Source organism: Amycolatopsis minnesotensis (assembly GCF_039529815.1).
Classification (GTDB): Bacteria; Actinomycetota; Actinomycetes; order Mycobacteriales; family Pseudonocardiaceae; genus Amycolatopsis; species Amycolatopsis minnesotensis.
Map to the genome: position 1 here is coordinate 1 of NZ_BAAANN010000060.1, position 25,927 is coordinate 25,927.

The following is a 25,927-nucleotide window of genomic DNA, read 5'->3' on the forward strand; positions in this document are numbered from 1 at the left end:
GGGACAGGTCCTCAACATCGTCTACCTGACCCCCAAGGCCGCCACCTCCGGCGGCTTCTTCCCCAAGGGCGTCAACGGCGAAGTGAACACCAGCGCCGACAACGGCTGAGCCGGGACTCAGCGCTGGACGCGCACCGGGAGGTCGGCGAGCGCGGCCAGCACCGGGGTCGCGTCGAGCAGGAGCCGCAGGTCCTCGGCGGGCAGTTCCGAAAGCTTGTCCGCGAGCGCCTTGGCTTCGGAGTGCGCGAACGACCGCATGGTCACCTCGCCTGCCGTAGTGGCGACGACGTGGGTCGCGCGGCCGTCGCTGGGGTCGGGCTCGCGCTGGACGAGCCCGGCCTCCTCCAGGCCGGCGACCGCGGTCGTGGCCGTCGGCTGGGAGCACGGGACGCGCTCGGCCAGCGCGCCGATCCGCATCGGGCCGTGCTGCGCGAGCAGGGCGAGGACGATGAGCTGGGTCGGGTGCACCGACCCGGTGCTGCTGCTGCGCCGCAGGCTCCGCATCAGCCTGTGCATCGCGATCACTACCCGCAGCGCATCATCGATGCTCACCTTCGTCGCCGTCATGGACCAGGACAGTTTCAGGTTCGGCTCGTCCCTGTCCAGCCACAACGCCATGGACAACGTCCGTTCGAGACCACGACGACACCCCTGGGTGATGTGCGGCGATCGGGCCCCCGTCCCTGCGGCGAGATGCCCGATCAGTTGCCCGAACGGCTCCTTTCTGGTGACCTTTTCTCCCTCAAGTGATCCGGCTCACAGCGATACCTGGGCGGGTTGTCCGGAAAAGAACTGAAAGCCTGCTCACTCGTGACAACTTCGCCCTGTCATGAGGCGTCTTCAAAAACATGCACGCGAGCAGTATTCGGCTGGATTCTTCACTCGGCCTCATCATCGTTTCGGTACTGGCGTTGCTCGCCGTCATCGCGGTGCCGTGGTTCTGGGACAAGTGGCGCTGGAAGCGCACGCTGCGCAGCGCGTCCACCGTGCTCGCGGTGCTGCTGGTGCTGATGTCGAGCGGGCTCGCGCTCAACATGATCGGCGGGTTCTTCCCCACCCTCGGCTCGCTGATCGGGACCTCGGTGAACCCCGGCGAGGGCACCAACGGCGAGGGCGGCGCCAACGGCGCCGGGCTGGGCAGGCTCGCCGAGGCCAACTACCAGCGCGCGCTGCAGGGCAAGGGATCCACCGTGCACATGCGGGTGAAGGGCAAGCGCACCGGGATCGACCGCGACGTCAACGTCTACTTCCCCGCCGCCTACGCGGATCCGGCGTGGCAGGACCGGCTCTTCCCGGTGGTCGAATGGTTCCCGAACTACCCGTCCGGCCCGGAGGTGGCGATCAACACCTACAAGCTGCCCGAGGCGCTCGACGCCGCGATCAGCAAGGGCAAGCTGCCGCCGTCGGTCGTGATCATCCCCGACCCCAGCGGCCAGCCCCGGATCAACCACGACTCCCAGTGCGTCGACGCGGTCAACGGCGGCGCCAACGACACCTACCTGTCCGCCGACGTCCGGCAGTGGGCCGTGCAAACCCTCCGCGTGTCCCCGGAACGGCGCGCGTGGTCGCTGGTCGGCTGGTCCTCCGGCGGCTACTGCGCGATGAACCTCGCGGCGCGGCACCCGCAGTGGTACGCGAACGTGATCAGCATCAGCGGCTACGACAAGGCGCAGACCGGGGTGGAAACCGGCGGCGACCTGTTCAAGGGCCGCAAGGACATCGGGGACGCGAACACGGTCAGCCGAACGCTCCACCAGAACCCGCCCGCGCTCGACATCCTCGCCATCGCGGGCCAGCGGGAGCCGGACGAACTCGCCGCCATCGACACGATCAAGTCCGCGCTCGTCTCCCCGACGAAGCTGTTCACCTGGACCATCCCCGACGCGGGGCACAACGTGAACACGCTGAAGTCGCAGCTCGGCCCGGTGCTGAGCTGGCTGGGACAGCGGAGCGCGACGCCGAACCCGCCACCGGACCCGCCGGTGGCCGGGACCGGCGGCGTGCAGCCGTGGGCGTTGCCGAACACCGGCACGAACGGCGCGCTGACCGGGGTCGAGCAGTGATCTTTCGTCCATCGTGGATTATCCACAGTGGACGGCCACTGTGGATACCGGGGCGTGAGCGCGGCGAAGGTGCGCACTTGGGTCGCTGAAGGCGTCCTTCGGGGATTTGAGCGGGCCGCGGAGGCCCTATTCCGCCAGAAGGCCCGCGTCGTTGGCGAGGATGGCGGCTTGCACCCGGTTCGCGCAGCGGAGTTTCACCAGAATCCGGCTCACGTGCACCTTCACCGTGCCCGCGGACAGGTCGAGCCGCCTGCCGATCTCGGCGTTCGCCATGCCGTGGCCCAGCATCACCAGCACTTCGCGTTCGCGGTGGGTCAGCGCGCGAAGGCGCTCCCGCGCACGGGCGGCGCGCTCGTCCCCGCCGGAACCCGCGAAACCCGCGGAACCGGCGGCGAGACTGCGCTCGATGACCTGCCGGGTCACGCGCGGGGAAAGCACGGCGTCACCCGCGGTCGCGGCGCGCACCGCGTGCAGGATCTGCGTCGGCTCGGCGTCCTTGAGCAGGAAACCGGCGGCGCCCGCCCGCAACGCCCGTGCCACGTAGGCGTCGTCCCCGAACGTGGTCAGCACGATCACCCGCACTTCCGGGGCGACCGCGGCGATCTCCTCCAGCGCGGCGAGCCCGTCCACCTTCGGCATCCTGATGTCGAGCAGCGCGACGTCGATCCGCTGTCGCCGGACCGCCTCGACCGCCTCCGCTCCGTCGCCCGCTTCGGCCACCACCTCGATGTCGTCGGCTTGGCTCAGCAGCAGCGCGACCCCGGCGCGCAGCAGGGGTTCGTCATCGGCGAGCAGTACCCGGATCGGGGTCATTCCGGGCGCCCCGGAAGGCCGATCTCGAACACGGTCTTCTCCGCGAGCCCGTCTTCGCCGAAGCAGAACCGGAACACCGCCGCGACGGCCGCGTCGGGCGAGTCGTCGGCCGAAACGTAGGCGCATTCGGTGCCGTCGGGTCGTGGCGGCTCGTGGCCGCCGGCGGCGATCTCCGCGACGGGCTCGTTGGGGCCGAACCATTCCTCGACCTCGTTGGGCGTCATGCCGAGCTGGACGCTGGCCAGCGGGTCCTCGCTGTCCACCGGGGCGAGCGGCGGCACGAACGCGAGCGTCATCAGCAGCAGCGCGTCCACCGCCGCCAGCCCGGTGCCCAGCATGAGCCCGGAGACGAGCCCGGCGACCGGCCGTCCCACCGCGACGGGCTCGTCCGCGGCCACCGGGGTGTCCACACTGGACGGTTCGTGCACCGGGAGCGCGGTGGTCGGCAACGACATCGACACGACGAAGTCGCCGCCGTCCTCCGCGCCCGCGGTGAGCTTCCCGCCGAGCAGGCGCGCCCGTTCCTGGAGCGCCACCAGGCCGCGGCCGGTGCCGGGCAACCGGTCCGGTGCGGCGCCGGAGGGCTCGGGGCCGTTGCGCACCTCGACCAGCACCCGGTCACCGTGGTCGACGGTGACCGTCACCGGCGCGGCCGCCGCGTGCTTGTGCACGTTGGTCAGCGCCTCGCGCACCACGCGGTGCACCGCGCGGCGCAGCGGTGGCGGGGCGGCGGCGAGATCGGGGCCCCGCCAGTCGAGCGTGACGTCGATTCCGCCGGCCCGCGAGGATTCCACGAGCCGCGCCACGTCCGCTTCGGTGCCGGTCGCCTCCTCCGAGTCGGCCGGTTCGGCGTCGGGCCGCAGCGCGCCGAGCGAGTGGCGCAGCTCGTCGAGCGCGGTCCTCGCGGTCGACCGGACCTGGTGCGCGGCCTCGTAGAGCTTCGGTTCCTGGCCCTTCGCGGCCACTTCGAGCGCGCCGCAGTACACCGAGATGAGGCTGAGCCGGTGGCCGAGCTGGTCGTGCATCTCACCAGCGATCCGCGACCGCTCTTCGAGCCGTGCTTCCGACCGCGCGAAATGCCTTGCCTGCGCGAGGAATTCGGCGCGCTCGCCCAGCGCGACGAAGAGCCTCGCCTGCTGCGTCTGCACGGTGCCGACGAGTCCCGGCACCGCCATGCAGATGATCGTCGAAATGGCGATCACCACCACGACGTACTTCCACCGGAACGCGGGCTGGGTGAGCAGCACGACCGCGACCGGGATCAGCGCGGCGGGGCCGAACACCGCCCACCGGCGGCCCGTGGTGCGCAGCCGCCCGCCCGCGCCGTAGGCGACCGCGGCGCACGCGGCACCGGTCGCGGGGAACAGGCCGAACAGCACGGCCGCGCCGAGCAGCGCGGCCACCGGCCAGACGCGCCGGAGCCCGATCAGCACCGCGGCGCAGGCGAGCACCCCGGTCAGCACGGGCGCGGTCGATTCCAGCACACCGGGCCAGCCCCACGACGGGACGAGATCGGCCAGTGCGAGGGTCAGCACGGCCACGAACGCGATGAGGACGACGTCGACGGCCACCGCGAAGCCCGCGCCGGGCCGTCGCCACCGCGCCAGCTTCTGCCGCATGTCCCGCCGCTCCCGCCCGTCCGCTTCTCCCGCCGCGGAAAGCATCACACGAACCGGTCTCACCTGCTCGTACCGGCCGGTGGGGCGAGGCCGATCGGCACGGTGAGCCGCGCGCACAGGAACTCCTCACACAGGTCCCATTTCACGACCTGCCGGTAGAAGCGGGCCTGCGGGCTGCCCGGCCCCGGCTGCTGCGCCCCCGCGCCCGTGCACCCGGCGGCGAGCGCGGCGACCACGAGTACGGCGAAGACCCGCCGCGTCCCTCCCCGTGGCGGTTTCCGCGCTCGCCTCGCCCCCATCGCACGCTCCTCCGCATCTCCGAAACCGAAACCGTCCCGGAGAAGGCAACCGCACGAGCGGCGCTGGGCACGACCGTCCCCGGTCGCGGATATCCCGCCCGGCCTCCGCCGAGCGGGCTACCCCGAAAGGCATACGGCGCGCTACTCGCGCAGGCCGATGGCGTCGATGGGACGGGCGCGGAGGCCGAGCCGGGTGGGTATGGCGAGCGAAAGCAGGCCCAGCAGCGCCGCCGCGCCGATGATGCCGAGGTACACCGCGACCGGCCCGGACGGCACCGGGGTGCCGGTGAAGCCGATGCTCAGCATCGTCAGCGGCAGCACCGGGATGAGGGAGCCGACCACGATCGCGATCCCGGTCACCACGAACGCCTCCGCCCGCATCATGCGCCGCACCTGGCCCCGCGTGGTGCCGACGAGCCGGAGCAGGGCGAACTCGCGCCGCCGCTGCGCCGTCGTCATCACCAGCGTGTTGCCGACCGAGATCGCAATGTAGGCCAGTATCACGCCGATGGCCACCAGGTTGACCCAGAACTGGATGGACGCGTCGCTCCGGTCCGCCGCCCGCACGGCTTCCCTGCCGTTGACCACCAGGCCCGGGTACCGCTCGGCCAGCACGCCCAGCGCCGCGGCGTCACCGCCGGGGGCCAACCGGACGAGCACCGAGCTGTCCATGCGGTCGGTGGTGTGCGCGCGGGCGAGCGCGGCGGGCAGCACGTAGTCGCCGAACGCGAAGTCCCGTTCGTAGGTGGCGACGAGCCGCAGGTTCGCCGGCGCGCCATCGCCGAAGTGGAAGTCGACCCGGTCGCCGATCTTCTTGTCCAGCCAGCTCGCCTCCGACGCGCTCAGCGCCACCGCGTCCCCGCGCAGATCGGCGAAATTCCCTTGGACGGCACCGAAATCGAGCGGACCGCGCGCCTGACCGCCGTCGACACCCTGCACCGGCTTCTTCTCGACGGCCTTCCCGTTCCCCTCGGCCTTCGCGACGATGATATTGGTACGGACCACTGAGGTCGCCGCCGCGACTCCGGGGATTCGCCGTGCCGCCTCGGCCACTTCGGGCGAAAGCCGACCGGTGCTGCTGGTGAGCACGTGGTCGGCCGTCGTCGCCAGCCGGGTTTCGTCCTGCACCGCGGCGGTGGTGGTGGCCTGGCTGAAGAAGTTCGTGATCGCGAACCCCACCGCGAGCATCAGCGGCGTGACGGCGGCGGCCATGCGCCGCGTGTTGGCACTGGTGTTCGCGGCGGCGAGGTAACCGCCGACCCTGGACAGCCTGCTCAGCGGGCCCGCGATCACCCGCACCGCCAGCGCGACCACCTTCGGCCCCAGCAGCGCGAGCCCGATGACGAACAGCAGCGCCGCGACCCCGCTCAGCGCGCCCGCGATCTGGCTGTGCAGGAACAGCGGCACCGTGGACGCCCCCACGCCGAGTGCGAGGAACACGCCGCCGGCGATGGCGCGCGCCTTGCCGAGCGCGCGCCGTTCCACCGAGGCTTCGCCGAGCGCTTCGACGGGCGAGATCTTCGACGGACGCCTTCCCGCGGTCCACGCCCCGGCGCGTGCCGCGCCGAGCCCGAGCACGAACGCGATGGCCAGCGGCAACGGCCCGATCGTCAGCGCGAAATCCGCCGGCACCACGCCGATCGCGGCGAACGCGGCACGCAGGCCCTGCGCGACGGCGATGCCCGCGACACTGCCGAGCGCCGCCGCGATCGCGGCCACCAGCGTGGTTTCGACGCCGATGAGCTTGCGGATCTGCTTCGGGGTGGCCGCGATCGCCCGCAGCAGCGCGAACTCCCGGCGCCGCTGCTCGATGGCCAGCGCCAGCGTGCCCGACACGACGAACAGCGTCACCATCAGCACGGTCCCGCCGAAGGACCCGGAAATCGCGATCAGCATCCCGCGCGTCTGCCCGACGTCGCGGAACTCGACCGTGCTCCGGTCCACCCCGGTGGTCACCGAAACCTGTTCGGCGCCAAGGGTTTCCTCGATCCGGTCGGCGAGGTCGCCCGCGTCCGTCCTGTCGGCGGCGAGCACCCCGATCGCGCTCACCTGGCCGGGGCGGCCGAACAGCTCGTTCGCCCGAGCGTCGGAGAAGAACACCGCGGACTGCCGCGAAAACCCGTCCGCGCCAGGCGGTGCCGCGATCCCGGACACCCGGAACGGCGCAGGGCCGCCCGTGGTCGCGAGGCGGACGCGCGCGCCGACGGAAACCCCGGCCCGGCGCGCCAGTTCGGCGTCGAGCACGACCTCGTCCGGCGCCGAGGGCGGCGCACCGGCCCGCAACGCGAACGGCGCCAGTTCCGAGGAAGCCCAGTTGTGGCCGAGCGACGGCGTTCCCCCGGGCCCGGTCAGCGGGCCGCTCCCGGTGACCACGTTCGCCGGGAAGGTCACCTCCCCGATCGCCGCGCGCACCCCCGGCACACCCGCGATCCGGTTCGCGGCCGAGGCCGCCAGCGGAGGCTGTTCGGTCACCTGCTGGGATTCGAGGGCTTCGGAGCCGGGTGGTTTCACCGTCTGGTTGCCGCCTGCCACGACGGACGCGGCCGCGTAGCGCTGCGTCGGCACCCCCGAGCTGATTCCCGACTCCATCAGCATTCCGCACGCGGCGACCACGGCGGTACCGCACAGCACCGCGAGGAACGCGCCGACGAACCCGGCCTTGCGCGCCTTGATCGTCTGCCAGGCGAGGTCGCGCACGCTCACCACTCCCCGAGGTGGGTCATGCGCTCGGCGACCTTGTCCGGCGTCGGCGCGCTCAGCTCACCGGCGAACCGCCCGTCGGCGAGGAACAGCACGCTGTGCGCGTACGACGCGGCGACCGGGTCGTGGGTCACCATCAGCACCGTCTGGCCCGTCGAATCGACGAGCCCGCGCAGCAGTTCCAGCACCTGCCGCCCGGTGCGGGTGTCCAGCGCGCCGGTCGGCTCGTCGGCCAGCAGCACCTCGGGCTTGGTGACCAGCGCGCGGGCGATCGCCACCCGCTGCTGCTGGCCACCGGACAGCTCGGCAGGCCGCCCGCCCAGCTTCGCCGCGATGCCGACCCGTTCGGCGACCTCGCGCAGCCAGCCCCGATCCGCCCGCTGCCCGGCGAGCCGCAACGGCAGCGTGATGTTCTGCTCGACGGTCAGCGATGGCAACAGGTTGTAGGCCTGGAAGACGAACCCGATCCGCTGCCTGCGCAGCTCGGTGAGCCGGGTTTCGCTCAGCCCGGACAGCTCGGTGCCGCCGAGCAGCACCCGCCCCGAAGTCGGCCGGTCGAGGCCGGCCGCGCAGTGCAGGAACGTGCTCTTGCCCGAACCGGACGGCCCCATCACCGCGGTGAAGCTGCCGCGGCGCAGGCCGGCGGTGACCCCGTCGAGCGCGGTGATCGCGCCGTCGCCGGAGCCGTACACCTTGCGCACCGACTCCAGTGCGAGCGCGTAGGTCCCGTGAGTCCGCTGTGGACTCACCTGTGGACTCACCTGTGGACTCGTCTCGGCCCGGTCCGCCGTCCGCCCCTGTGTCCTCATCATTTCCCTTTCCACCACGCCTGCCCCACCTCTGTGGGCACGACAAACGTAGGTTCGGAAAGGGGGTCCGCTCGACCGCGCGGGCATGCCTGTTCATGGTGTAGCCAGCACCACCACGACCGATCGGGTCAGTCCAGCAGGCCGTCGTAGTCGGGCAGCTTGAAGGTCCGCTCGGCGTGCCCGCCGACGAGATCGGTGGCGCTGTTGCCGAGGTTCGCGACGATCGTGTAGCCGTTCTTCTCGATCTCCGCGCGCGAACGGGTCTTGGGCACGTTGAGCGGTTCGGTGCTCAGCGTCGGCCGGAGGAAGAGCCCGTCGACGGGGTAGCCGACCCGCGCCAGGTTGCTCGCGGTGAGATCGCGCAGGATGTCCGGCCTGCCGGTGACGAAGAAGATGGCGGCGCCGTGCTCCTTCGCCCGCTTCGCGAGCGCCAGCATCGGCGGAATCGCGGGAATCGTCACCAGGTCGAAGTGGTAGTGGGTTTCCAGGGTGGTGTTGTCGATGTCGAACACGAGCGCGGGCTTGCCGCCCGGCTTGGCGAGCCGTTCGTCGAGGTAGGTGTTGGCCGGGCCGGTGACCTTTTCGATATCGGCGATCCAGGTCTGGTACGAGGGTTCGGCGCGCACCGGGGCGGGCTGCGCCGACGCGGCGGGCGCACCCGCGACGAGCGCGCCCAGCAGGGCCAGCACGGGCAGGACGGCGAGCTTTACGCGAATAGGCTTCACGTATAACAGCGTAAGGTGACCGCGCCGGAACGGGAAGAACTCACCGCACCCGACGTTAGAAGGTTGCGGTACACGCACGCGCTACGCATGCTTTTGACCTCCGCCGCACGGCGGCGGGGATCCATGCGGCCTTACGAGGTGTCCCATGCAGCGCGAAGCACACCAACTCGTCGAGACGGACCCGCCGAGAGCACTCGCCCCGGCGCTGGTCCACGCACTGCGCTACGGCCCGTTCCACCGCGCGCTCGCCGAGGCCATCACCCAGCGCGGCCTCCCGCTCTCACGGCTGCGGGCGCGGCTGAACACCCAAGGCGTCGCGATCGCGGAGTCGACGCTGAGCTACTGGCAGCGCGGGCTCCGCCATCCGTCGGTGCCCCGGTCGCTCGCCGCGGTCCGCGCGCTCGAACACGTCCTGCGGCTGCCCGGCGACAGCCTGGTCGTGCTGATCGGACCCCAGCAGCGCGCCGCGGAAGCCGACGAACGGCAGCCGTCCATCCCCGAGCTGAGCCAGAGCTGGGCCGAGACGAGCGCGCTGCTCGACGAGTTCACCGATCTTTCCGGCCACCCGTGCAACGCCGGGCTCGACGTGGTCACCGTGCTCGACACGGTGCGGATGACCGGCCGGGGCAACGTCTACGAGGTCGGCTCCACGATGGTGGTTCGCGCCCGCGGGCACGGCCCGGACAGTTTCGTGGTGACCCATCAGGGCGAGCCCGAGGTCGACATCGAGGCCACCGAGCTGCACGCCGTCGAAGGGTGCCGCATCGGCCGGGTGCGCAAGCGGCGGTCGTCCGCGGGCATGGTCTTCGAGCTGCTGTTCGACCGGCGGCTCGGCGAGGGCGACGTGCACGTGTTCAGCTTCCGGCTGACCACCGCGAACCCGGTGCCGTCGTCGACCTTCTTCCGCACCGTGCGGGCCAGGATGTCGGTGTACCTCATCCACCTGCACTTCGACCCCACCGCGCTGCCGGTGCGCTGCACCAGGGTCGTCCGCGCGCGCGAGGGGCTCGACCCGCTGCTGAGCGAGCCCCTCCTGTGCGGGCGCGACGGCGTGGTCAGCGCCTACTTCGACACCATCGGGCCAGGGCTGGCCGGCGTCGACTTCCTCTGGGACTGAGCGCGCTGCTTCGCGCGGTGCCGCAGTGCCAGCGCCCCGCCGAGCGCGACCAGCACCGCGGCACCGGCGATCCCGGCCACGAGCAACGGCGAAGTGCCGTCGTCCGTCGAGGGGGCGGCCGGGGTGTCCACGTTCTGCTTGAACCCGATACCACCGTTCTTCTGGTAGTCCGAGCCCGGCATCTTGTCCGCGTAGCGCGTGTGCACCTGGCCCTGGTAGTCCGCGAGCGACAGGAACCCGCCGACCGGTGACTGCGGCAGGCTCGCCTGCAACAGCACCACGCCGGTGGAGGTCAGCTCGTACCACCCGTTGATCTGGGGTTCGTTGAGCAGCACCGATCCCGGGCGCAAGCGTTTGCTCAGCACCTCTTCGTCGTTGCCGGAGATCGCGCTGGCGACCGTCCACGCGCCCGGCTTTTCCGGGGTGGACCGCAGTGTCGTGACCTCGCCGCCGGGCGCGGTCGCGGTCACCGCGATGTACTGCAGCACACCCGCCGGCACGCCGGTCCGACCGCGCACGAAGTCGGGGTTCAGCACGTAGACCGGCGTGCCACGGCCCGCGACCGAAACGCGGTCCGGGTCGATGTGGTTGACCTGCCGGAAGTTGGTCTTCGCGAAACTGATCGCCTGCGGTGTCGCGGCGGCGTGCACCGCGGCGTCGACGTCCGCCGGTGACGGCGGGGCCGGCGGCACGACACCGCCCTGGTCACCGAACGCCGACGGGGCGGCGAACGCGGTCACGAACAGCAGTGGCACGAACAACGAAGCCACCTTCCGGCAGATCCAGCCCATGGGTTCCGGCTATCCCTTCGCGATGTTCACGATAGTGTCGTTCCACCGGAACTGGCCGTTGTTTCCGGCGTACTGGCTGTAGCTCCAGGTCTGGTAGCGCTGGTAGGTCGGCCACGGGTCGCCGATCATGATCGACTGGTTCGACGAGTCGTAGCCGTAGATCACCTCGGCGTGCCCGCCGCCCTGGGTCCAGTAGATCCCGGTCAGGTTGGGGATGCCGCTGTCGATCTGGCTCTTGACCGAGGCGAAGCTGATCGGGCCGTTCGCGTCCTGCGCGCGGAAACCGGTGCCCTGGAAGCCGCGGACGATCTCGTAGATCTGCGCCGCCTGGTTCGGGCAGTACCCGCCGGAACCGCCCTTGCCCGCCGCGCAGAACTGCGTCTGGTTCGCGCTGCCGCCGAGCGACTGCTCGATGCTCGAACCGTCGGCGGCCCAGCACCACTGGTTCTGCTGCTGAACCTGCTGGCTGTAGTTCAGCTGGCCCGAAACGCGCGCGGACGCGGTCGAAGCGGCGGCCCGGATCGGGGCGATCTCACGGACCTGGGTGTGCGTCTGGGTCTGGATGAGACCGTTCGGCAGGCCGTGCTCGTCGCCGGTCGCCGCGGTGGCGGACGGCGACAGCGCGAGACAAGCGACGGCGGCGGCGCTTGCCATGAGCGAAATGCGAACACTCCGCCGAGTGGATGTGCGGTCCACGGAGCTCTCCTTTGCCGGGAGGGGCGGCACGGACGTGTGCCGGTCGCCGGGCGGAGTTGCCCAGCTCTCCGGTACGGTGCGCGGCACCGTCCCCCGTGACAACGGCCGACGGTAGGGACCGGCGCCGGAGTGTGAGCGTTCACCTCGTTCTTCCCTGCCGAGCAGCAGGTTCACCGGCGCGGCCTCGCCCGTGCGGGAAACATTCACCGCGCATTCACACGGTGTGAACGCGCGCACTCGCGGTCGCCGCCCGCCGGTCGCGACGGCTACCGTGGCCTGGTGCGCGCCTCCTCGCCGGTGAACAGCGCCGTGGCCACGATCGCCGCGGTGCTCTGCGCGCTCGCCATCGCGGTGGGGCTACCCGCCTGCACGCACAGCTCCGCCGCCGCGCCGCCGGACGGGATCGCGGTTTCACCATCCATTTCGGACTGTTCGGCGACCGTGCGTGCCGCGGACCGGGAACCGCTCCAGACTACGACCGCTCCCCCGGTGGCACCCGTTTTCGGGATCATGTCACCACCGGCCACGCACGAGGTGCCCCGGCTGCCGCCGGTCCGGCCGCCCGCGCACGCGGTGAAACCCGTCTTCCACTCGGTTCTCCGGATTTAGGCCGTCGGCTCTCTTCGCCCGACGTCCCTTCGCTCTTTCCGGAGATCCTTCATGCGCTTTTTTCGTTCGCTCCGTTCGTTTTGTTCGCTTCAGTCGCTTCAGTCGCTTCGTTCGCTTCGTGGGTTCGGCTGGGTGCCGATGCTGGTCCTGCGCGTCACCGTCGGCTTCATGTTCACCAGCGGAGCAGTGGGCAAACTCGCCGACTCCGACGCGTTCGCCGCGACGTTCCGCGCGTCCGGCATCCCGTTCGCCGACGTGCTCGCCCCCGTAGTCGCGGTCCTCGAACTACTCGGCGGCGTCGCACTCGCGATCGGCGTCGGCACCCGCGTGTCCGCGCTCGTACTGGCGCTGGTGATGGTGGGTGCACTGGTCACCACGATCGCCCCGCCGCTGCTGGAGAAGCACCCGGCGCCCATTTCGTTCCTGAGCAACCTCTTCTACCAGCCCGAGTGGCTGTTGATCGGGCTGCTGGGGTGGTGGGCCTTCGTGGGGGCGGAGCGGTTCAGCGTGGATGCCCGGTTGACTTCGCGCCGGACCTGATCGGGGTTTCGTCGTCCACCGTTTCGTACGCCGGATGTACTACCGGATCACCAGCGACCACCTTTCCGCGCTCGTCGACGAGGCACTCGGCTACGCCGACCACACCGTCCGCGGCATCCCGCACCACCCACCGGCCTGAGCGCCATCTGGTCTAGACCACCCTTTAGTAGGTAGTGGCGACCAGCCGTCCGCGGCTACCTTGAGCCGGACGGCCGCGTTTTGTTCCTTTCATCCCAGCGTCGAGATGGGAGCTTGTCATGCTCGGTCGGTTGACCCGCACGCTCGGAATCGCCATGGCCGCGGGCCTTGCGCTGTCACCACTTTCACCGCTCGCGCCGAGCCCGGCGAGCGCGGCGCCGCCCGCGGAGACCTGCGCGGTGAAGTCGAAGCCGTCGGGCAAGGTCCTGCAGGGGTACTGGGAAAACTGGGACGGCGCCGCGAACGGCGTGCACCCGCCGCTGGGCTGGATCCCGATCACCGACGCGCGGATCGCGCAGCACGGCCACAACGTCCTCAACGCCGCGTTCCCGGTGATCCGCAACGACGGCACCGTGCTGTGGGAGGACGGGATGGACGCGACCGTGAAGGTCGCCACCCCCGCCGAGATGTGCCAGGCGAAGGCGGCGGGCGCGACGATCCTGATGTCGATCGGCGGCGCGACCGCGGGGATCGACCTCAACTCGTCCTCGGTGGCCGACCGGTTCGTCGCCACGATCGTGCCGATCCTCAAGGCGTACAACTTCGACGGGATCGACATCGACATCGAAACCGGCCTCACCGGCAGCGGCAACATCAACTCGCTTTCGGCGTCGCAGGCCAATCTCGTCCGGATCATCGACGGCGTGCTCGGCCAGATGCCGCCGAACTTCGGCCTCACCATGGCGCCCGAAACGGCCTACGTCACCGGTGGCAGCGTCACCTACGGCTCGATCTGGGGCGCCTACCTGCCGATCGTCAAGAAGTACGCCGACAACGGCAGGCTCTGGTGGCTGAACATGCAGTACTACAACGGCAGCATGTACGGCTGTGCCGGCGATTCGTACCAGGCCGGTACCGTGCAGGGCTTCACCGCGCAGACGAAGTGCCTCGACAAGGGTCTCGTCGTGCAGGGCACCACGATCAAGGTGCCGCTCGACAAGCAGGTCCCCGGTCTGCCCGCGCAGCCGGGTGCCGGTGGTGGCTACATGTCGCCGGGCCTCGTTTCGCAGGCGTGGAACGCGTTCTCCGGCGGGCTCAAGGGCCTGATGACGTGGTCGCTCAACTGGGACGGCTCGAAGGGCTGGACCTTCGGGAACAACGTGAAGTCACTCCAGGGCCGCTGACCGGCAGGGCTTTGGGTGAAACGGGCGCCCCCTCATCACTGAGGGGGCGCCCGCGAACCGGGGTGCGGGTCAGCTCACCTGCGTCTTGCCCAGCACGGTGTCCTGGCTCGGTGGGTCGAGCGCCAGGTTCACGTCGAACTTCGCCAGCGACGGGTCCGCGGCGTCGGTCGTCACGTGCGAAACCGACTTCGGGTCGACCGAGGTGGTCGCCTCGCCGGGCTGGATGCCCTGCGGCACCGTGAAGTCCACCTTGCCCTGTGCGGTGAACTTCAGCGTGCCCTCCGCGGGCACCTCGGTGTCCGGGATCGGCAGCTTGATCTGCAGCGGGATCGCCTTGTCGCCGAGCTTGAGGCTCACCGAAGCGTCGATCGAGCCGCCGAGCTTCTTGGCGCCGACAAGGCGCAGCCCGTCCGCGGCACTGGTGCCGACGTCGGCGTCGAGGCTGAACGGCACCGAGAGCGGCTCACCGATCTTCGCCGTCGCGGGGATTTCCACGTGGACGACCGTCTTCACGGTCTGGTCGCCGATGATCGGGAAGGCGCCCTTCCAGTCGAGCGGCTTGTCGGCGGCGCTGGCAGCACCAGCACCGAGCACCGTCACCGCCGTGGCGGCCGCGGCGGCGAGCACACCGGCCCTGGCGAGCAGGCGGCCGCGGGAACGCATCGTCGTTACTGTCACATCCAGCTCCTTCATCGTTGAATGAACACGGAACAGCTGAAACACTCGACGGAGAACCGGGCCCGGATCACCCTGAAAAGACGGTAGTGGGTAATTAATCCATTGGGCAAGCCCACAGTGTTACTTTCACTTTTCACACCGGGAATAGTCATCGGCGCACGAGAACCGGAAACGCCGATTGTCACCCCGAAGCGAATGCGAAACAAATTCTGATGCCGACACGCTTACGCGAGTGAGCAAAATGGACCGCGTCGGCGCGGCGGGCCCAGCCGCGGCGCGCTCGCCGGCTTGGCGGTCAGCCCCGTCACGAACCGCGCCTGGCGGTGCGGGAGCGCGGGGTTCATACTTCACCCCCGGCACCGGTTCGATCAATGCACCGCGCGTGTTCTTCGCGAACTCCGCTCAGCCTCGGAAAGAATTCCGGAATCCGCAGTCGTGCGCGCGGTCGAGATCCCGGCGCACCCGCTCATCGGCCGTCACGCCCGTCGACGGCGACCGTCCAGCGCAGCGCCGCGACGACGGCGCCGCCGACGAATGCGCTCCACAGCCAGAACGGGGCGACGAAGGTCAGCCCGATGACGCAGCCGAGCAGCCAGACAACGAACTGGACGGCGGTCGCGCCGAGCCAGATCCCGGTGATCACCCGGCAGGCGCGTGCCATGCGCGGTGACCGGGCCGTGACGCGGACGGGAGTGAACGACGAGGTGCTCATTTCGGGCCTCCTTGGCGGGTTGCTCTGCTAGAAACAGTGTGAGGCACACACAGTTCTTTCGGAGTAGGGCCAACCCCCCGATCCCGCCACCGGCCAGCCACCCGGCGCGGTGGAGCCGCTCTACGCGGAACGCCCGCTGTACCACGGGGAACCCGGTCGACGCGAAGAGCTACTTGGCCCGGGGCCACTACACGCAGAAGCGCTCAAGTCCCTGACGGACGCCTTCGGTGACGAAAGGCGAAAGTCACTCCGAGATGTCGGCCAGTAGCAGGCCGCTGCGCGGTTTCGGGGTGAAGTAGGTGGCCTTGCGCGGCATCCGCTCCCCCGCCGCGTGCACCGCGAGCACATCGGAGAACGGGACCGGGGCCAGCAGCAGCACCGCGTCGGCCTCCGGGGGCGCGGTCCGCTGCCCCGCCAGCGGGCGCAGCGACGGGCCGGCGGGGTCGACGCCGAGCGCGCGTTCGATCATCAGGTTCTCGACGACCGCGTGGTCGATCACCGGCACCGCACCCGGATCGGGCACCGGGAGCCGGACGCGCAACGCCTCCTTCCCGGCGAGCACCACCACTTCGCCGGGGCACCGCGGCGGATCCGCGCTCGCGGAGACGGTCACGTCCAGCCCGATCGCGCGCCACCGCCGCGTCAGCTCACCGGCGTCGAACCCCGTGCCGAGCAGCACCCGGTGGATCGGGCCGATCCGCAGCCTCGGCCCGTTGGTCACCAGCGCGAGCAGGGAGCCGCCGCCCGCCACCGTGGCGGCGGCGACCCGGTGGTTTCCGTCCGCGACCAGCAGCGAGCTCGCACCGGTCACGGCGAGCAGCTCGTTCTGCCGGTAGCCGGGCCCGAGCAGCCACAGCTGGTGCACCCGCCCCTGGGAGTCCACAGTGGACACCGAGGGCTCGCCGAGGCCGGCGCACAGCTCGGCGACGAAATCGGTCAGCTCGGTGCTCGCGGTCGACGGCACCAGCATCGCCGCGCTGCTCGCGCAGCCGAGCCCGGAGAGCATCGCCGCGCGTTCGGCGACCACGTCCGGGTAGACCTCCTCGGTGTGCCGCACCCGGCGCACGCCGTCCTCGCCGACGGCGGACGGGTCGACCACGCACAGCACGCCCAGCGCGGTCCCGTCGAAACCGTCCACCCGGTACGGCGCGACGACGTCGGTCACGCCGCGGTAGTGCGTCGCCCGCAGCCTGCTGAACGCGGCACGCGCCTCGGGCAGCGCCGCCGCGATGTCCAGGCCCCGCGCGATCGCCTCCGGGGTGCGGTGCGGGTGCTGCGCCGCCAGCAGGGTCCCCTCACCACCGCCTCGCGCCGCGAGTGCCGCCGTCACCTGGTCAGGTTCGGCGAACTCGTCCACATCGGGGCCCGGCACCGCGCCGCGCACCACCCACCCCGCCCGGATCGGGCGCACCCAGTCAGCCATGGGTCCATCATGTCCCGCCCGGCTCGCGCGGCAGGCAAAAGTGCCGGTGGTTCGGTCAGTCGAACCAGCCCCGGCGGTCCAAGTGGTCGAGGTCGACGTTCTCCAGCTCGTAGCCGTTGTCGAAGCGGACCGTGCCGCGCTCGCCGAACGCGGTGACCTCGGTGCTGACGATGCGGCCCTTTTCGCCGGGTGGCACCGAGGACATCACGCCCTCCCCCAGCGCCCTGCCCGCGCGCACGTCGTCACCGGCGCGCAGCTTGCGGCTGTCCTCGCTCCACCGGAACCCGCGAGAGGTGGTGTCGTCGGTGCGCTCGCCATCGCGAACCTCCGGCGGCGGTTCGCCGCGATCCTCGGTGTAGCGCGACGGCGCGGCGAAGCCCCCGGCGTAGCTCGCGGGCGCCTCGTCCGAGGTCGACGGGTCACCGGGGCGCCACGGGGTGAATTCCTGCCAGGCGTCGCGTTCGAAGTCGTCGTGGCCGGGTTCGTCGTAGCCACCACCGCTGCCTTCGGGACGTGCCGGCATGACCGCTCCCCTCGTCGGGCACCACCACGATAGCCGCTCATTGCGAGGTCGTGAGGCCCCTCGCGCGCAGCACGATGTTCTCCAGCGGACGGAACACCAGCAGCTCGATCCCGACGCCGACCAGCAGGATCAGGAAGATCGCCGCGATGACCCGTTCGATGGAGTTGAGCGAGGAACCTTCGTTGAGGTAAGCGCCGAGGCCGACGCCGAGGTCCGGTGACCGCGCGATCAGCTCGGCGGCCATCAGCGAACGCCACGAAAAGGCCCAGCCCTGCTTCAACCCGGCGAGGAAACCCGGCAGCGCCGCGGGCAACAGGATGTGCCGCGCCGCCGCGAGCCTGCTCGCGCCCATCACCGCGCCGACGCGCGGCAGGATCGGCGGGATCTGGTCGATGCCCGAGACCAGCCCGTTCGCGATCGAGGGCACCGAACCCAGCAGCACGACGAAGTAGATCGCGCCGTCCTTCAGCCCGAACCACAGGACCGCCGCGGGCACCCAGGCCACCGAAGGCAGGCTCTGCAGACCGGACAGCAGCGGGCCGATCGCCGCGCGGACGAACCGCACCCTCGCCACCAGCAGGCCGAGCGGCGTGCCGAGCAGCACCGCGATCGCGAACCCGAGCACCGCGCGGTGCACGGAGGTCCAGACGAACTCGAACACGCGCCCGCTGCGGAAGACCTCCTCGAGCTGGCCCCACACCGCGAGCGGCGCGGGCAGCTGGGTTTCCGGCCAGAAGGCCGCGGCCCACAGGAGCTGCCAGACGACGACCAGCAGCGCGAGCGCGGCCAGCGGCGGCACGAAGGCGCGCAGGAAGCGGCGGCCGAGCCCGGGACGGCGCTCGTGCGCGGGGGTGTCGAGGCTGTCCAGCCCGGCACCGACCGCGTCGAGGCCCGGATCGGCCTCGGCCGCGCGATCAGGCCGCGGCATGGGTGCTGATCACCTCGCGCAGGTGCCCGGTGATCTCCGCGGTCAGCTCCTCGGCGTCGGCGCGCGCCAGGTCGTCCCATTCCCGCACCACCCGGCCCGGCCTCGACGACAGCAGCACCACGCGCTGCCCGAGCCGGACGGCTTCGCGGACGTCGTGCGTCACGAACAGCACGGAGGTCCCGGTGCGGGCGTACACGCGCAGCAGCTCGCCCTGCAGCACGTCGCGGGTGATCGCGTCCAGCGCGGCGAACGGTTCGTCCATCAGCAGCAGCGCCTGGTGCGGATCGCCGCCGACGCGCAGGGTCGCCGCCAGCGCGCGGGCGAGCGCGACGCGCTGGCGCATGCCACCGGAAAGCTCGTGCGGGCGTTTGCCGCCCACGCCACCGAGGCGCACCAGCTCCAGCAGTTCGGCCGCCTTCTCCCGGCGCTCCGCGCGGCCGAACCCGGCCAGCCGCAGCGGCAGCTCCACGTTGCGGGTCGCGGTCAGCCACGGCATCAGCGCGGCCTCCTGGAACATCACCGCCGGCCTCGAGGTGTTCAGCGTGATCTCGCCCGTGCTGGGCCGATCGAGCCCGGCGACCAGGTTCAGCAGCGTGGTCTTGCCGCAGCCCGACGCGCCGAGCAGGCACACGAACTCGCCCGGGGCCACCGTCAGGTCGACGCCGTCGAGCGCGACGACGTCGCCGAAGTTCTTGCGCACGCCATCGAGCCGGACAGCGGCCGCGACGCGGGTCTGGGTACTGGTCACGGTGTCGCCCTCTTCCGGATCACTTGGTCAGGTCGGGTGCTTCGACGGCGGGGAGCCGGCGCGCGCCGAGCACCTTGTTGAGCGGGCCGAAATCGGCGAATCCCTTGAGCGCCACCGCGGACTTGACCACGCCAGCGGTGACCGAGTCCTGCGCGAGCTGGCCGAACTCGCCGGGGATCGGGTCGGTGGTCAGTTCGATGCCGTCGAAGGCGCGGTCGAGCACGGCCGAACTCAGCGTGCTGCCCGCGAGCTCCTTCAGCGAGTCGTTGACGACGGTCTTCGCCTCGGCGGGGCTCGACTTCGCCCAGTCGATCGCGGCCAGTTCGCCCGCCAACAGCGCGCGCACGGTTTCGGGGTGCTGCTGGAGGAATTCGCTGCGCACGATGACCACCGTGCTCGGGAACCGCCCGCCAGGCCACAGGGTCTTCTCGTCCACCAGCACCTTGGCGCCCGCGTCGGCGACCAGCCGCGACGCCCACGGCTCCGGGAGCCAGCCGCCGTCGACCTCGCCCTTGCGGAACGCGTCGAGCGTCTTCGGGTTGTCGAGATTGGTGATCTTGACCTGGTCGGTCAGCTTGTTCTGCGCGAGGAACTTCTTGAGCGCGACGTCCTGGGTGTTCGCGAGCTGCGGGGTGGCGATGGTCCGTCCCTTGAGCCCCGCGACGCCGGTGATGTCCGGTTTGACCACGAGCTGCGCGCCGCCGGACACCGCGCCGGAGACGAGCTGGATGGTGCCCTTCGACTTGGTGAAGGCGTTGATCGCGGGCCCGGAGCCGATGAAGGCCACGTCGAGGGAGTTGCCGAGCAGCGCGTTGACCTCGTCGGGGCCCGCGTTGAAGGTCTGCGTGGTCAGCTTCGCCGAGCCGAGTTCCTTGGTGAAGAAGCCCTTTTTGACGCCGATGAGCGCGGGCGCGTGCGTGACGTTCGGGAAGTACCCGAGCCGGACTTCGCTCGCGGCGCCCTGGTTCGCGGCAGGCGCGTCCGAACTGCCCGCCCTGGCGCAACCGGTGAGCGCGCCAGCCACGGCGAGCACGGCGAGCGCTGAAGCCAGCAGGGACCTGTGGTGGGTGCGCACGTCGGGACTCGCCTTTCGGGGGAGTGGCTGGGTCAGGCGAGATTGGCACGCTCACCCAAGAGATGGCACAACCATCCGCATCCCGGGAACTTCCGTGCGAACACTTGACAACCGGTTGCCGCCCGCCCCCGATCACCGGCGCCCAATACGGCGCGGTGACAAAAATCCTCTTCGGACAATCGCGGCGCCGGGACAACTACGGCCGCGGCCCGAGCTTTTCGGTAATGCGCTGTCGACCTCCCGGTCACGCCTGCGCCACACCGTCCGCGCCTTGCCGGTTTTTACCCCACTGTTCGAATGGGGACATGATGAATAAAAAACCTTGCCGCTGGGCCGCGGAACTGCCGGCCGTCGGCCTCGTCCTGGCGTTCGCCGCGGGCACCGCGACCGCGCGGCCCGCTCACCGGCTGCAACACGCCCGGCGGGGGCCGCGAGGTGCTGCTCGCCGACATCGGCACCAACCAGCAGCAGCGGATCCCCTTTGGTTCCGCCGAGCACACTTCCGAAGGAACCTGCCGGACGGCGCGCGAATGGTCTGGCAGGCTTGACGGACATGACGACCGGCGAAGACCCCGACGACGAACGGACGCGCACGCTGGCGGTACCCCCGCTGCTGTGGCCGGACCTCGTGGCATGGCTGCGCGAACGCGGCCTGCGCGTCGAGCGGATCCCGATGGCCGAAGCCATGGGCGCGCCGGTGTACCTGACGCTGGCCGAGGACGCCCCGGGGTTCACGCCCTGAAGGACGCCTTCGGGGAATCTGGCGCCGCGAAGGCTCCCTTCGGGGCATGCCGCGGCGGGACCTCACGGTGACCTCTCCAGGAGCATCCGTCAGGGCATGACGTGGCGTGAAGGCGTCCCCCGCGCGGCTCCACGCTTCCGCCGCCCATCGCACGGAACCGACGCACGCGTTGTCACTGTGACCTGCGGGGACCTTCAGAGCGTCGAAGTCCGCCCTCGCAGGAACCCGTGCGGCCCCCGATCACAATGCGGCTAGATCATTTCCGCCACGCACCGGTGAATTAATCGAGATGCGTTCCCCCCACTTCGCCCGAATGGCGGTCGCAACACCGGGACAGAAACGGTAAAAAAGGACATCGCATTTCAGGGGATTCACACATGGGGGATTTGATCAATTAGCGGGAGCACCCGCACGTGCGTTTTAGCTGGTTCCTTTTGTCCGGAAGGGGCATTGCCTTGCTTAACTCTCGGCTGCGCGTCGAGTTCACCGCCGACGTCGATTCCGGGTCCGAGGTCGTCGACCAGATCAGCACCTGGCTCACCGTGCCCGCGGCCGTTCTCGACGCGGAGCTCGGCCACGACCGTGACCGTGTCGTGCACGCCGTGGAACTGATGAACAGCAGGGCAACGGACGGCGACCCCGCCGCGTTCCACTGCCAGCAGCTCCTGCTGTCCCGTATCTACGAGACGCACATGAAACTGCCGGTCGGCGATTCCGCCGAGGGCTCGATCGTGCTCCACGAGGTGACCAGGCTGCTGGAGCAGGCGACGATCGCGGCCGAGGACGCCCGCATCCCGCCGGAGACCTTCGAAGGCATGCCGGGCGAGGGAAAGCCGTACCTGTCCTGGCTCAAGGGGATGGCGCGGGGGCACCGGGTGTTCAAGCACCCGTACTACGTCGATTTCATCAACCACCACGCCAGCCGCGCCGATCTGCGCACCTACGTCATCCAGGAGTCCCTCGTCGACGGCCGGTTCGACGATCTGCTGGCGATGATGCAGGTGGGCACCATCGGCCAGGCCAAGATGGAGATCGCCAACAACTTCTGGGACGAGATGGGCAACGGCGACCCGGCCGAGGTGCACACCTACCTGTTCAACAAGATCTACGAAGTCTTCGACATCACCGACGACGAGCTCGAAGACTCGATGACGGCGACCGATCTGCTCTCCGGCAACCTCGCCGTGCTGCTGTGCCGGTACCGGCACCTCTACGGCGAGGCCGTCGGCTTCCTCGGCATGACCGAATGGCTGGTGCCGGACCGGTTCCAGAACGTGGTGCGCGCGTGGGAGCGGCTCGGCCTGCCGGACGTCGGCATCACCTACCACCGCCTGCACATCACGGTGGACTCCCAGCACGCGGCGGGCTGGTTCCACAACGTCGTCCTGCCCGCGAGCTCGTCGGAGGCCATGCGCCGCGGCATCGCCAGGGGCTCGCTCTGGCGGCTGAACTCCTCGGGAAGGCACCTGGACGAACGGCTCGCCAGCGCGTCGGCCCGCTCGTAGCGAATCCGTTCCCACCACCGCAGAACAGGAGAAGCGATGCCCATTCCGGACCCCGGTTTCGTGCTCATCGACCTGCCGCCCATCCCGCCGGACGTGCTCGAGAGCTACCACGACGTCGAACTCGACCCGTACATGGGCAACCAGACCCGCTACAAGCGGTTCTCGCAGTACAAGATGACCTTCGACAAGGAGGACGGCTGGGGTTTCGCGCTGCTGCCACCGCGCGCGTACACCGCGTTCAAGGAGTTCAACCCGGTGGCGGGCGGGATCCGGCGGCACTACGAGCCGATCTCGGTGGACTTCACCCCCGTGGTCAAGGTCGTCTCGGACGGTCCGCTGCCGCTCGACGACGGCGAGGACTGGCAGATCAACGTGCACCAGAACCGCAGCCGCGCGTTTTCCGACAAGCCGGGCCAGCTCACCCCGGAGGGCGTGCACCAGGACGGCCACGAGTACGTGATGATCGCGGTGCTGGCTCGGCACAACGTCAAGGGCGGCGAAATGCGCTTGTGGCGCCCGGGAAAGGACGAGCCGTTCTGGCGCGGCACGCTGCTGCCCGGGCAGGCCGCGCTGCTCGACGACAGGGCGATCATGCACGACGTCACCGATCTGCAACCCGACGGCGAAGACGCCTACCGCGACATCCTCATCGTCTCCTTCTCCCGCTGGAAGGAGAAGTGGTACGGCGAAGAGCACGACAGCGCGGTGCTGGCGGGTGGTGCGGAAGCCCCGGCGACGTGACCGGATGACCGAGCACGAGGTCGCCGGCGCCTGTCCGCTGGACTGTCCGGACGGGTGCGCCTGGGTGGTCACGGTGCGGGACGGGACCGCGGTGAAACTGCGCGGCAACCGTGACCACCCCTTCACGCACGGCACGCTGTGCGTGAAGGTCAACCAGTACCTGGAGCACGCGGCCGCGCCGGACCGGCTGCGGCACCCGCTGCGCCGGGTCGGCGCCAAGGGCGAGGGCCGGTTCGAGCGGATCGGCTGGGACGAGGCACTCACCGAGATCGCGGAGCGGCTGGCGTCGGTGCGCGAGCGGTGGGGCGGCGAGGCGATCTGGCCGTACCAGGGCACCGGCAATCTCGGCTACCTGCAAGGACTTCAGGGCCGGGCGGGGGCAAGGCTGTGGAACGTGCTCGGCGCGTCGCGGCACGAGGTGACCATCTGCTCCATCGCCGGGCTGGCCGGCACCCGGTACGCCACCGGGACGACGCTGGGCATCGATCCCGAATCGCTCGCCGAGTCGAAGCTGATCCTGCTCTGGGGCGTCAACACGCTCACCTCCGGCCACCACCTGTGGCGGTTCGTCGAGCGTGCCCGCGCGCGCGGCGCGTACGTGGTGGCGGTGGATCCGGTGCGCACCAGGACGGCCAAGCAGGCCGACGAGCACGTGGCGCCGGTGCCGGGTACCGACGCGGCGCTCGCGCTCGGCCTGCTCAACGTCGTCGTCTCCCTCGGCCGCGAGGACGAGCGGTACCTGGCGGGGAACACCGTCGGCTGGCCGGAGTTCCGCCGCCGGATCCTGGAGTTCACCCCGGCCAGGGTCGCCGGGATCACCGGCGTCGACGAGGCGCAGCTCGTCCGGCTCGGGCGGCGGCTGGCCGGGACCAGGCCGACCGCGATCCGCGCCGGGGTCGGCGTGCAGCGCCACGCGGGCGGCGGCGAGGTGCTGCGCGTGCTGGCCTGCGTCCCCGGGGTCACCGGCGACTGGCAGTACCCCGGCGGCGGCCTCGCCTATTCCACCGACGGCTACTTCGGCGGGGACCGCGAGGCGCTGGCCCGCGACGACCTGCTCGAAGCCCCGGTCCGCACCCTGCTGATGACCCGGCTCGGCGAGGGGCTGCTCGACCTGGACGATCCCCCGGTCAAGGCGCTGGTGGTGTACGCGGCGAACCCGCTCACCAGCGCGCCAGGCCAGGACCGGATCCGCCGCGGCCTCGCGCGCGAGGACCTGTTCACCGTCGTGATCGACCTGTTCCAGACCGACACCGCCGACTACGCGGACATCGTGCTGCCCGCGACCATGCAGACCGAGCACCTCGACGTGCACGACGGGTACGGCCACCTCTACGTCGCCTGGAACGAACCGGCGGTGGCGCCACCGGGGGAATGCCTGTCCACCACGGAAACCTTCCGCAGGCTCGCGGCGAAGATGGGGCTCACCGAACCGAGCCTGTACGACAGCGACGAGGAACTCGCCAAGCAGCTACTCGACTTCTCGCATCCCTCCCTCGACGGGATCACGCTGGACGGCCTTCGCGAAAAGGGCTGGGCCCGGCTGAACTACCCGCGTTCGTTCGTGCCGTTCGACCGCGGTTTTCCCACCCCGTCGGGAAAACTCGAGTTCCGGTCCGAGCTCGCCTGCCGGGACGGGCTCGACCCGCTCGCCGGGTACACGCCCCCGCGCGAACACGGCGACCGCGAACTCGCGCGGCGGTTCCCGCTCATCCTCGTCGCGGGTGCGTCGCACTTCTTCATCAACACCGTGTTCGCGAACAAACCGGCACTGGCGCGCCGGGCGGGGCCGCCGCAGGTGGTGCTCCACCCCGGCGACGCCGCCGGGCGCGCGATCGCCGACGGCCAGGTCGTGCGCGTCTTCAACGACCGGGGCTCGTTCACCGCGCTGGCGCTGGTCGACGATCGGGTGCGCGCCGGGGTGGTCACCACGACCAAGGGGCACTGGGGCAAGCTGACCGGTGGCGGCGCCGGGATCAACGCCACCGTGGCCGAACGGGATTCGGATATGGGCGGGGCGGTGTTCCACGACAATCGGGTGGAAATCGAGGCGGCCGACCCGCGGTAACGCCGCCATGTGGCATACCTGGTACGGACACCCCCAGCAAGGGAGAATTCGCGGAATGGTCGACGCCTCGCTCTACCTGGCCTTTCTGGTGGCGGCAATCGTGCTCGTCATCATCCCCGGCCCGGACATGCTGATGATCCTCGCGCTCGGCATGCGGCACGGGCCCGCCGCGGGGTTCATGGCCGCGCTGGGCGTTTCGGTCGGCCTCGCGGTGCACACCGCGGCGGCGGCGTTCGGCCTGTCCGCGTTGTTCGCCTACCTCCCCGTGCTGTACCACGGGCTGCGCTGGGCGGGCGCGGCGTACCTGGTCTACCTGGCGGTCATGGCGTTCCGGGACCGCAGCGCGCTGAACCCCGACGAGGACGACGCGCCGCCGCGGACTTCGCACTGGCGGTGCTTCTGGCGCGCGGTGCTGACCAATGTGCTCAACCCCAAGGTGATCGTGTTCAACGTCGCCTTCCTGCCGCAGTTCGTGAACCCTGCCCTCGGCAACGTCGGGCTCCAGCTCTTCGTGCTCGGCGCCACGCTGGTGCTGGTCGACCTGATGATCGACGGGCCGATCGGGCTGGCCGCGGGCAAGCTCGGCAAGCTGGTGCGCAACCGGAAGGTCGCGCGGGGGCTCAACATCGGCTGCGGCACGATCTTCACCGCGCTGGCCGTGCGCCTGGTGGTGGCTGACTAGTC

Annotated in this window: 26 protein-coding genes; 9 read left to right on the forward strand and 17 right to left on the reverse strand. The window is 70.5% G+C overall.

Going from position 1 to position 25,927, the window contains the following annotated elements:
• Positions 1-117 precede the first annotated feature (117 nt).
• Positions 118-618, reverse strand: coding sequence for a MarR family winged helix-turn-helix transcriptional regulator (locus tag ABD256_RS41145; protein WP_344431329.1), 501 nt, complete (start codon positions 616-618; stop codon positions 118-120).
• A gap of 230 nt (positions 619-848) precedes the next feature.
• On the opposite strand from ABD256_RS41145, the gene ABD256_RS41150 reads away from it, so the two are divergent.
• Complete coding sequence (locus tag ABD256_RS41150) at positions 849-2,063, forward strand: alpha/beta hydrolase (RefSeq protein ID WP_344431331.1); 1,215 nt, start codon at positions 849-851, stop codon at positions 2,061-2,063.
• 126 nt (positions 2,064-2,189) lie between these two features.
• On the opposite strand, the gene ABD256_RS41155 is transcribed toward ABD256_RS41150, so the two are convergent.
• The 6 genes from ABD256_RS41155 to ABD256_RS41180 form a co-directional block, all read right to left on the reverse strand.
• Positions 2,190-2,876, reverse strand: a complete 687-nt coding sequence (locus ABD256_RS41155) for a response regulator (RefSeq protein WP_344431333.1) — start codon at positions 2,874-2,876, stop codon at positions 2,190-2,192.
• On the reverse strand, positions 2,873-4,495 hold the full coding sequence (locus tag ABD256_RS41160; RefSeq protein WP_344431335.1) for a sensor histidine kinase: 1,623 nt from the start codon (positions 4,493-4,495) through the stop codon (positions 2,873-2,875). Before ABD256_RS41160 ends, ABD256_RS41155 begins: the two co-directional genes overlap by 4 nt.
• Before the next feature lie 59 nt (positions 4,496-4,554).
• Positions 4,555-4,794 (reverse strand): hypothetical protein, encoded by a 240-nt coding sequence (locus tag ABD256_RS41165; protein ID WP_344431337.1) that lies wholly within the window; start codon positions 4,792-4,794, stop codon positions 4,555-4,557.
• 141 nt (positions 4,795-4,935) lie between these two features.
• Entirely contained in the window at positions 4,936-7,497 is a 2,562-nt protein-coding gene (locus ABD256_RS41170; protein WP_344431338.1) for an FtsX-like permease family protein, read from the reverse strand.
• On the reverse strand, positions 7,494-8,306 hold the full coding sequence (locus tag ABD256_RS41175; RefSeq protein ID WP_344431340.1) for an ABC transporter ATP-binding protein: 813 nt from the start codon (positions 8,304-8,306) through the stop codon (positions 7,494-7,496). Before ABD256_RS41175 ends, ABD256_RS41170 begins: the two co-directional genes overlap by 4 nt.
• Positions 8,307-8,431: 125 nt before the next feature.
• Positions 8,432-9,028, reverse strand: coding sequence for an HAD family acid phosphatase (locus ABD256_RS41180; RefSeq protein ID WP_344431342.1), 597 nt, complete (start codon positions 9,026-9,028; stop codon positions 8,432-8,434).
• Positions 9,029-9,173: 145 nt separating this feature from the next.
• On the opposite strand from ABD256_RS41180, the gene ABD256_RS41185 reads away from it, so the two are divergent.
• Positions 9,174-10,145: an XRE family transcriptional regulator gene (locus ABD256_RS41185; protein WP_344431343.1), complete on the forward strand. Its 972-nt coding sequence runs from the start codon at positions 9,174-9,176 to the stop codon at positions 10,143-10,145.
• On the opposite strand, the gene ABD256_RS41190 is transcribed toward ABD256_RS41185, so the two are convergent.
• The 3 genes from ABD256_RS41190 to ABD256_RS41200 all read right to left on the reverse strand — a co-directional run bounded on the left by ABD256_RS41190 (position 10,091) and on the right by ABD256_RS41200 (position 12,144).
• On the reverse strand, positions 10,091-10,900 hold the full coding sequence (locus ABD256_RS41190) for a hypothetical protein (protein ID WP_344431383.1): 810 nt from the start codon (positions 10,898-10,900) through the stop codon (positions 10,091-10,093). The genes ABD256_RS41185 and ABD256_RS41190 overlap by 55 nt on opposite strands.
• Positions 10,901-10,945: 45 nt before the next feature.
• Entirely contained in the window at positions 10,946-11,590 is a 645-nt protein-coding gene (locus tag ABD256_RS41195; RefSeq protein WP_344431344.1) for a papain-like cysteine protease family protein, read from the reverse strand.
• A 308-nt stretch (positions 11,591-11,898) separates the two neighbouring features.
• Positions 11,899-12,144: a hypothetical protein gene (locus tag ABD256_RS41200; RefSeq protein WP_344431346.1), complete on the reverse strand. Its 246-nt coding sequence runs from the start codon at positions 12,142-12,144 to the stop codon at positions 11,899-11,901.
• A 235-nt stretch (positions 12,145-12,379) separates the two neighbouring features.
• Between ABD256_RS41200 and ABD256_RS41205 the strand changes: the two genes are divergently transcribed.
• Both ABD256_RS41205 and ABD256_RS41210 read left to right on the forward strand, forming a co-directional pair.
• Positions 12,380-12,781: a DoxX family protein gene (locus ABD256_RS41205; RefSeq protein WP_344431385.1), complete on the forward strand. Its 402-nt coding sequence runs from the start codon at positions 12,380-12,382 to the stop codon at positions 12,779-12,781.
• Between the two features lie 257 nt (positions 12,782-13,038).
• Positions 13,039-14,103, forward strand: coding sequence for a chitinase (locus ABD256_RS41210; RefSeq protein ID WP_344431348.1), 1,065 nt, complete (start codon positions 13,039-13,041; stop codon positions 14,101-14,103).
• Between the two features lie 69 nt (positions 14,104-14,172).
• On the opposite strand, the gene ABD256_RS41215 is transcribed toward ABD256_RS41210, so the two are convergent.
• The 7 genes from ABD256_RS41215 to ABD256_RS41245 all read right to left on the reverse strand — a co-directional run bounded on the left by ABD256_RS41215 (position 14,173) and on the right by ABD256_RS41245 (position 20,190).
• Positions 14,173-14,781, reverse strand: coding sequence for a DUF6801 domain-containing protein (locus ABD256_RS41215; RefSeq protein ID WP_344431350.1), 609 nt, complete (start codon positions 14,779-14,781; stop codon positions 14,173-14,175).
• Between the two features lie 466 nt (positions 14,782-15,247).
• On the reverse strand, positions 15,248-15,493 hold the full coding sequence (locus tag ABD256_RS41220; RefSeq protein WP_344431352.1) for a hypothetical protein: 246 nt from the start codon (positions 15,491-15,493) through the stop codon (positions 15,248-15,250).
• Positions 15,494-15,737: 244 nt separating this feature from the next.
• A complete protein-coding gene (locus ABD256_RS41225) occupies positions 15,738-16,916 on the reverse strand; it encodes a DUF1015 family protein (protein WP_344431354.1) in 1,179 nt (392 codons plus the stop codon).
• A 55-nt stretch (positions 16,917-16,971) separates the two neighbouring features.
• Entirely contained in the window at positions 16,972-17,439 is a 468-nt protein-coding gene (locus ABD256_RS41230; protein ID WP_344431356.1) for a hypothetical protein, read from the reverse strand.
• A 37-nt stretch (positions 17,440-17,476) separates the two neighbouring features.
• Positions 17,477-18,367: an ABC transporter permease gene (locus ABD256_RS41235; protein ID WP_344431358.1), complete on the reverse strand. Its 891-nt coding sequence runs from the start codon at positions 18,365-18,367 to the stop codon at positions 17,477-17,479.
• Positions 18,354-19,115, reverse strand: a complete 762-nt coding sequence (locus ABD256_RS41240) for an ABC transporter ATP-binding protein (RefSeq protein WP_344431359.1) — start codon at positions 19,113-19,115, stop codon at positions 18,354-18,356. The genes ABD256_RS41235 and ABD256_RS41240 overlap by 14 nt, the downstream gene beginning before the upstream one ends.
• A gap of 19 nt (positions 19,116-19,134) precedes the next feature.
• A complete protein-coding gene (locus ABD256_RS41245; RefSeq protein ID WP_344431360.1) occupies positions 19,135-20,190 on the reverse strand; it encodes an ABC transporter substrate-binding protein in 1,056 nt (351 codons plus the stop codon).
• A gap of 553 nt (positions 20,191-20,743) precedes the next feature.
• Here ABD256_RS41245 and ABD256_RS41250 point away from each other — a divergent pair.
• The 5 genes from ABD256_RS41250 (at position 20,744) to ABD256_RS41270 (ending at position 25,925) form a co-directional block, all read left to right on the forward strand.
• Positions 20,744-20,932: a hypothetical protein gene (locus ABD256_RS41250; RefSeq protein WP_344431362.1), complete on the forward strand. Its 189-nt coding sequence runs from the start codon at positions 20,744-20,746 to the stop codon at positions 20,930-20,932.
• Positions 20,933-21,387: 455 nt separating this feature from the next.
• Positions 21,388-22,437: an iron-containing redox enzyme family protein gene (locus tag ABD256_RS41255; RefSeq protein WP_344431363.1), complete on the forward strand. Its 1,050-nt coding sequence runs from the start codon at positions 21,388-21,390 to the stop codon at positions 22,435-22,437.
• Between the two features lie 36 nt (positions 22,438-22,473).
• Positions 22,474-23,178 (forward strand): 2OG-Fe dioxygenase family protein, encoded by a 705-nt coding sequence (locus ABD256_RS41260; RefSeq protein ID WP_344431364.1) that lies wholly within the window; start codon positions 22,474-22,476, stop codon positions 23,176-23,178.
• A 4-nt stretch (positions 23,179-23,182) separates the two neighbouring features.
• On the forward strand, positions 23,183-25,243 hold the full coding sequence (locus ABD256_RS41265) for a molybdopterin-containing oxidoreductase family protein (protein ID WP_344431365.1): 2,061 nt from the start codon (positions 23,183-23,185) through the stop codon (positions 25,241-25,243).
• A 55-nt stretch (positions 25,244-25,298) separates the two neighbouring features.
• Entirely contained in the window at positions 25,299-25,925 is a 627-nt protein-coding gene (locus ABD256_RS41270; RefSeq protein ID WP_344431367.1) for a LysE family translocator, read from the forward strand.
• Positions 25,926-25,927: the final 2 nt, after the last annotated feature.

What these genes read in the sequence shown, in the direction of transcription:
- ABD256_RS41145 (WP_344431329.1), bottom strand. Translation starts at nt 618, where the DNA reads ATGGCGTTGTGGCTGGACAGGGACGAGCCGAACCTGAAACTGTCCTGG.
- ABD256_RS41150 (WP_344431331.1), top strand. Translation starts at nt 849, where the DNA reads ATGCACGCGAGCAGTATTCGGCTGGATTCTTCACTCGGCCTCATCATC.
- ABD256_RS41155 (WP_344431333.1), bottom strand. Translation starts at nt 2,876, where the DNA reads ATGACCCCGATCCGGGTACTGCTCGCCGATGACGAACCCCTGCTGCGC.
- ABD256_RS41160 (WP_344431335.1), bottom strand. Translation starts at nt 4,495, where the DNA reads ATGCGGCAGAAGCTGGCGCGGTGGCGACGGCCCGGCGCGGGCTTCGCG.
- ABD256_RS41165 (WP_344431337.1), bottom strand. Translation starts at nt 4,794, where the DNA reads ATGGGGGCGAGGCGAGCGCGGAAACCGCCACGGGGAGGGACGCGGCGG.
- ABD256_RS41175 (WP_344431340.1), bottom strand. Translation starts at nt 8,306, where the DNA reads ATGATGAGGACACAGGGGCGGACGGCGGACCGGGCCGAGACGAGTCCA.
- ABD256_RS41185 (WP_344431343.1), top strand. Translation starts at nt 9,174, where the DNA reads ATGCAGCGCGAAGCACACCAACTCGTCGAGACGGACCCGCCGAGAGCA.
- ABD256_RS41195 (WP_344431344.1), bottom strand. Translation starts at nt 11,590, where the DNA reads ATGGCAAGCGCCGCCGCCGTCGCTTGTCTCGCGCTGTCGCCGTCCGCC.
- ABD256_RS41200 (WP_344431346.1), bottom strand. Translation starts at nt 12,144, where the DNA reads ATGATCCCGAAAACGGGTGCCACCGGGGGAGCGGTCGTAGTCTGGAGC.
- ABD256_RS41205 (WP_344431385.1), top strand. Translation starts at nt 12,380, where the DNA reads ATGCTGGTCCTGCGCGTCACCGTCGGCTTCATGTTCACCAGCGGAGCA.
- ABD256_RS41210 (WP_344431348.1), top strand. Translation starts at nt 13,039, where the DNA reads ATGCTCGGTCGGTTGACCCGCACGCTCGGAATCGCCATGGCCGCGGGC.
- ABD256_RS41220 (WP_344431352.1), bottom strand. Translation starts at nt 15,493, where the DNA reads ATGAGCACCTCGTCGTTCACTCCCGTCCGCGTCACGGCCCGGTCACCG.
- ABD256_RS41225 (WP_344431354.1), bottom strand. Translation starts at nt 16,916, where the DNA reads ATGGCTGACTGGGTGCGCCCGATCCGGGCGGGGTGGGTGGTGCGCGGC.
- ABD256_RS41230 (WP_344431356.1), bottom strand. Translation starts at nt 17,439, where the DNA reads ATGCCGGCACGTCCCGAAGGCAGCGGTGGTGGCTACGACGAACCCGGC.
- ABD256_RS41235 (WP_344431358.1), bottom strand. Translation starts at nt 18,367, where the DNA reads ATGCCGCGGCCTGATCGCGCGGCCGAGGCCGATCCGGGCCTCGACGCG.
- ABD256_RS41250 (WP_344431362.1), top strand. Translation starts at nt 20,744, where the DNA reads ATGACGACCGGCGAAGACCCCGACGACGAACGGACGCGCACGCTGGCG.
- ABD256_RS41260 (WP_344431364.1), top strand. Translation starts at nt 22,474, where the DNA reads ATGCCCATTCCGGACCCCGGTTTCGTGCTCATCGACCTGCCGCCCATC.
- ABD256_RS41265 (WP_344431365.1), top strand. Translation starts at nt 23,183, where the DNA reads ATGACCGAGCACGAGGTCGCCGGCGCCTGTCCGCTGGACTGTCCGGAC.
- ABD256_RS41270 (WP_344431367.1), top strand. Translation starts at nt 25,299, where the DNA reads ATGGTCGACGCCTCGCTCTACCTGGCCTTTCTGGTGGCGGCAATCGTG.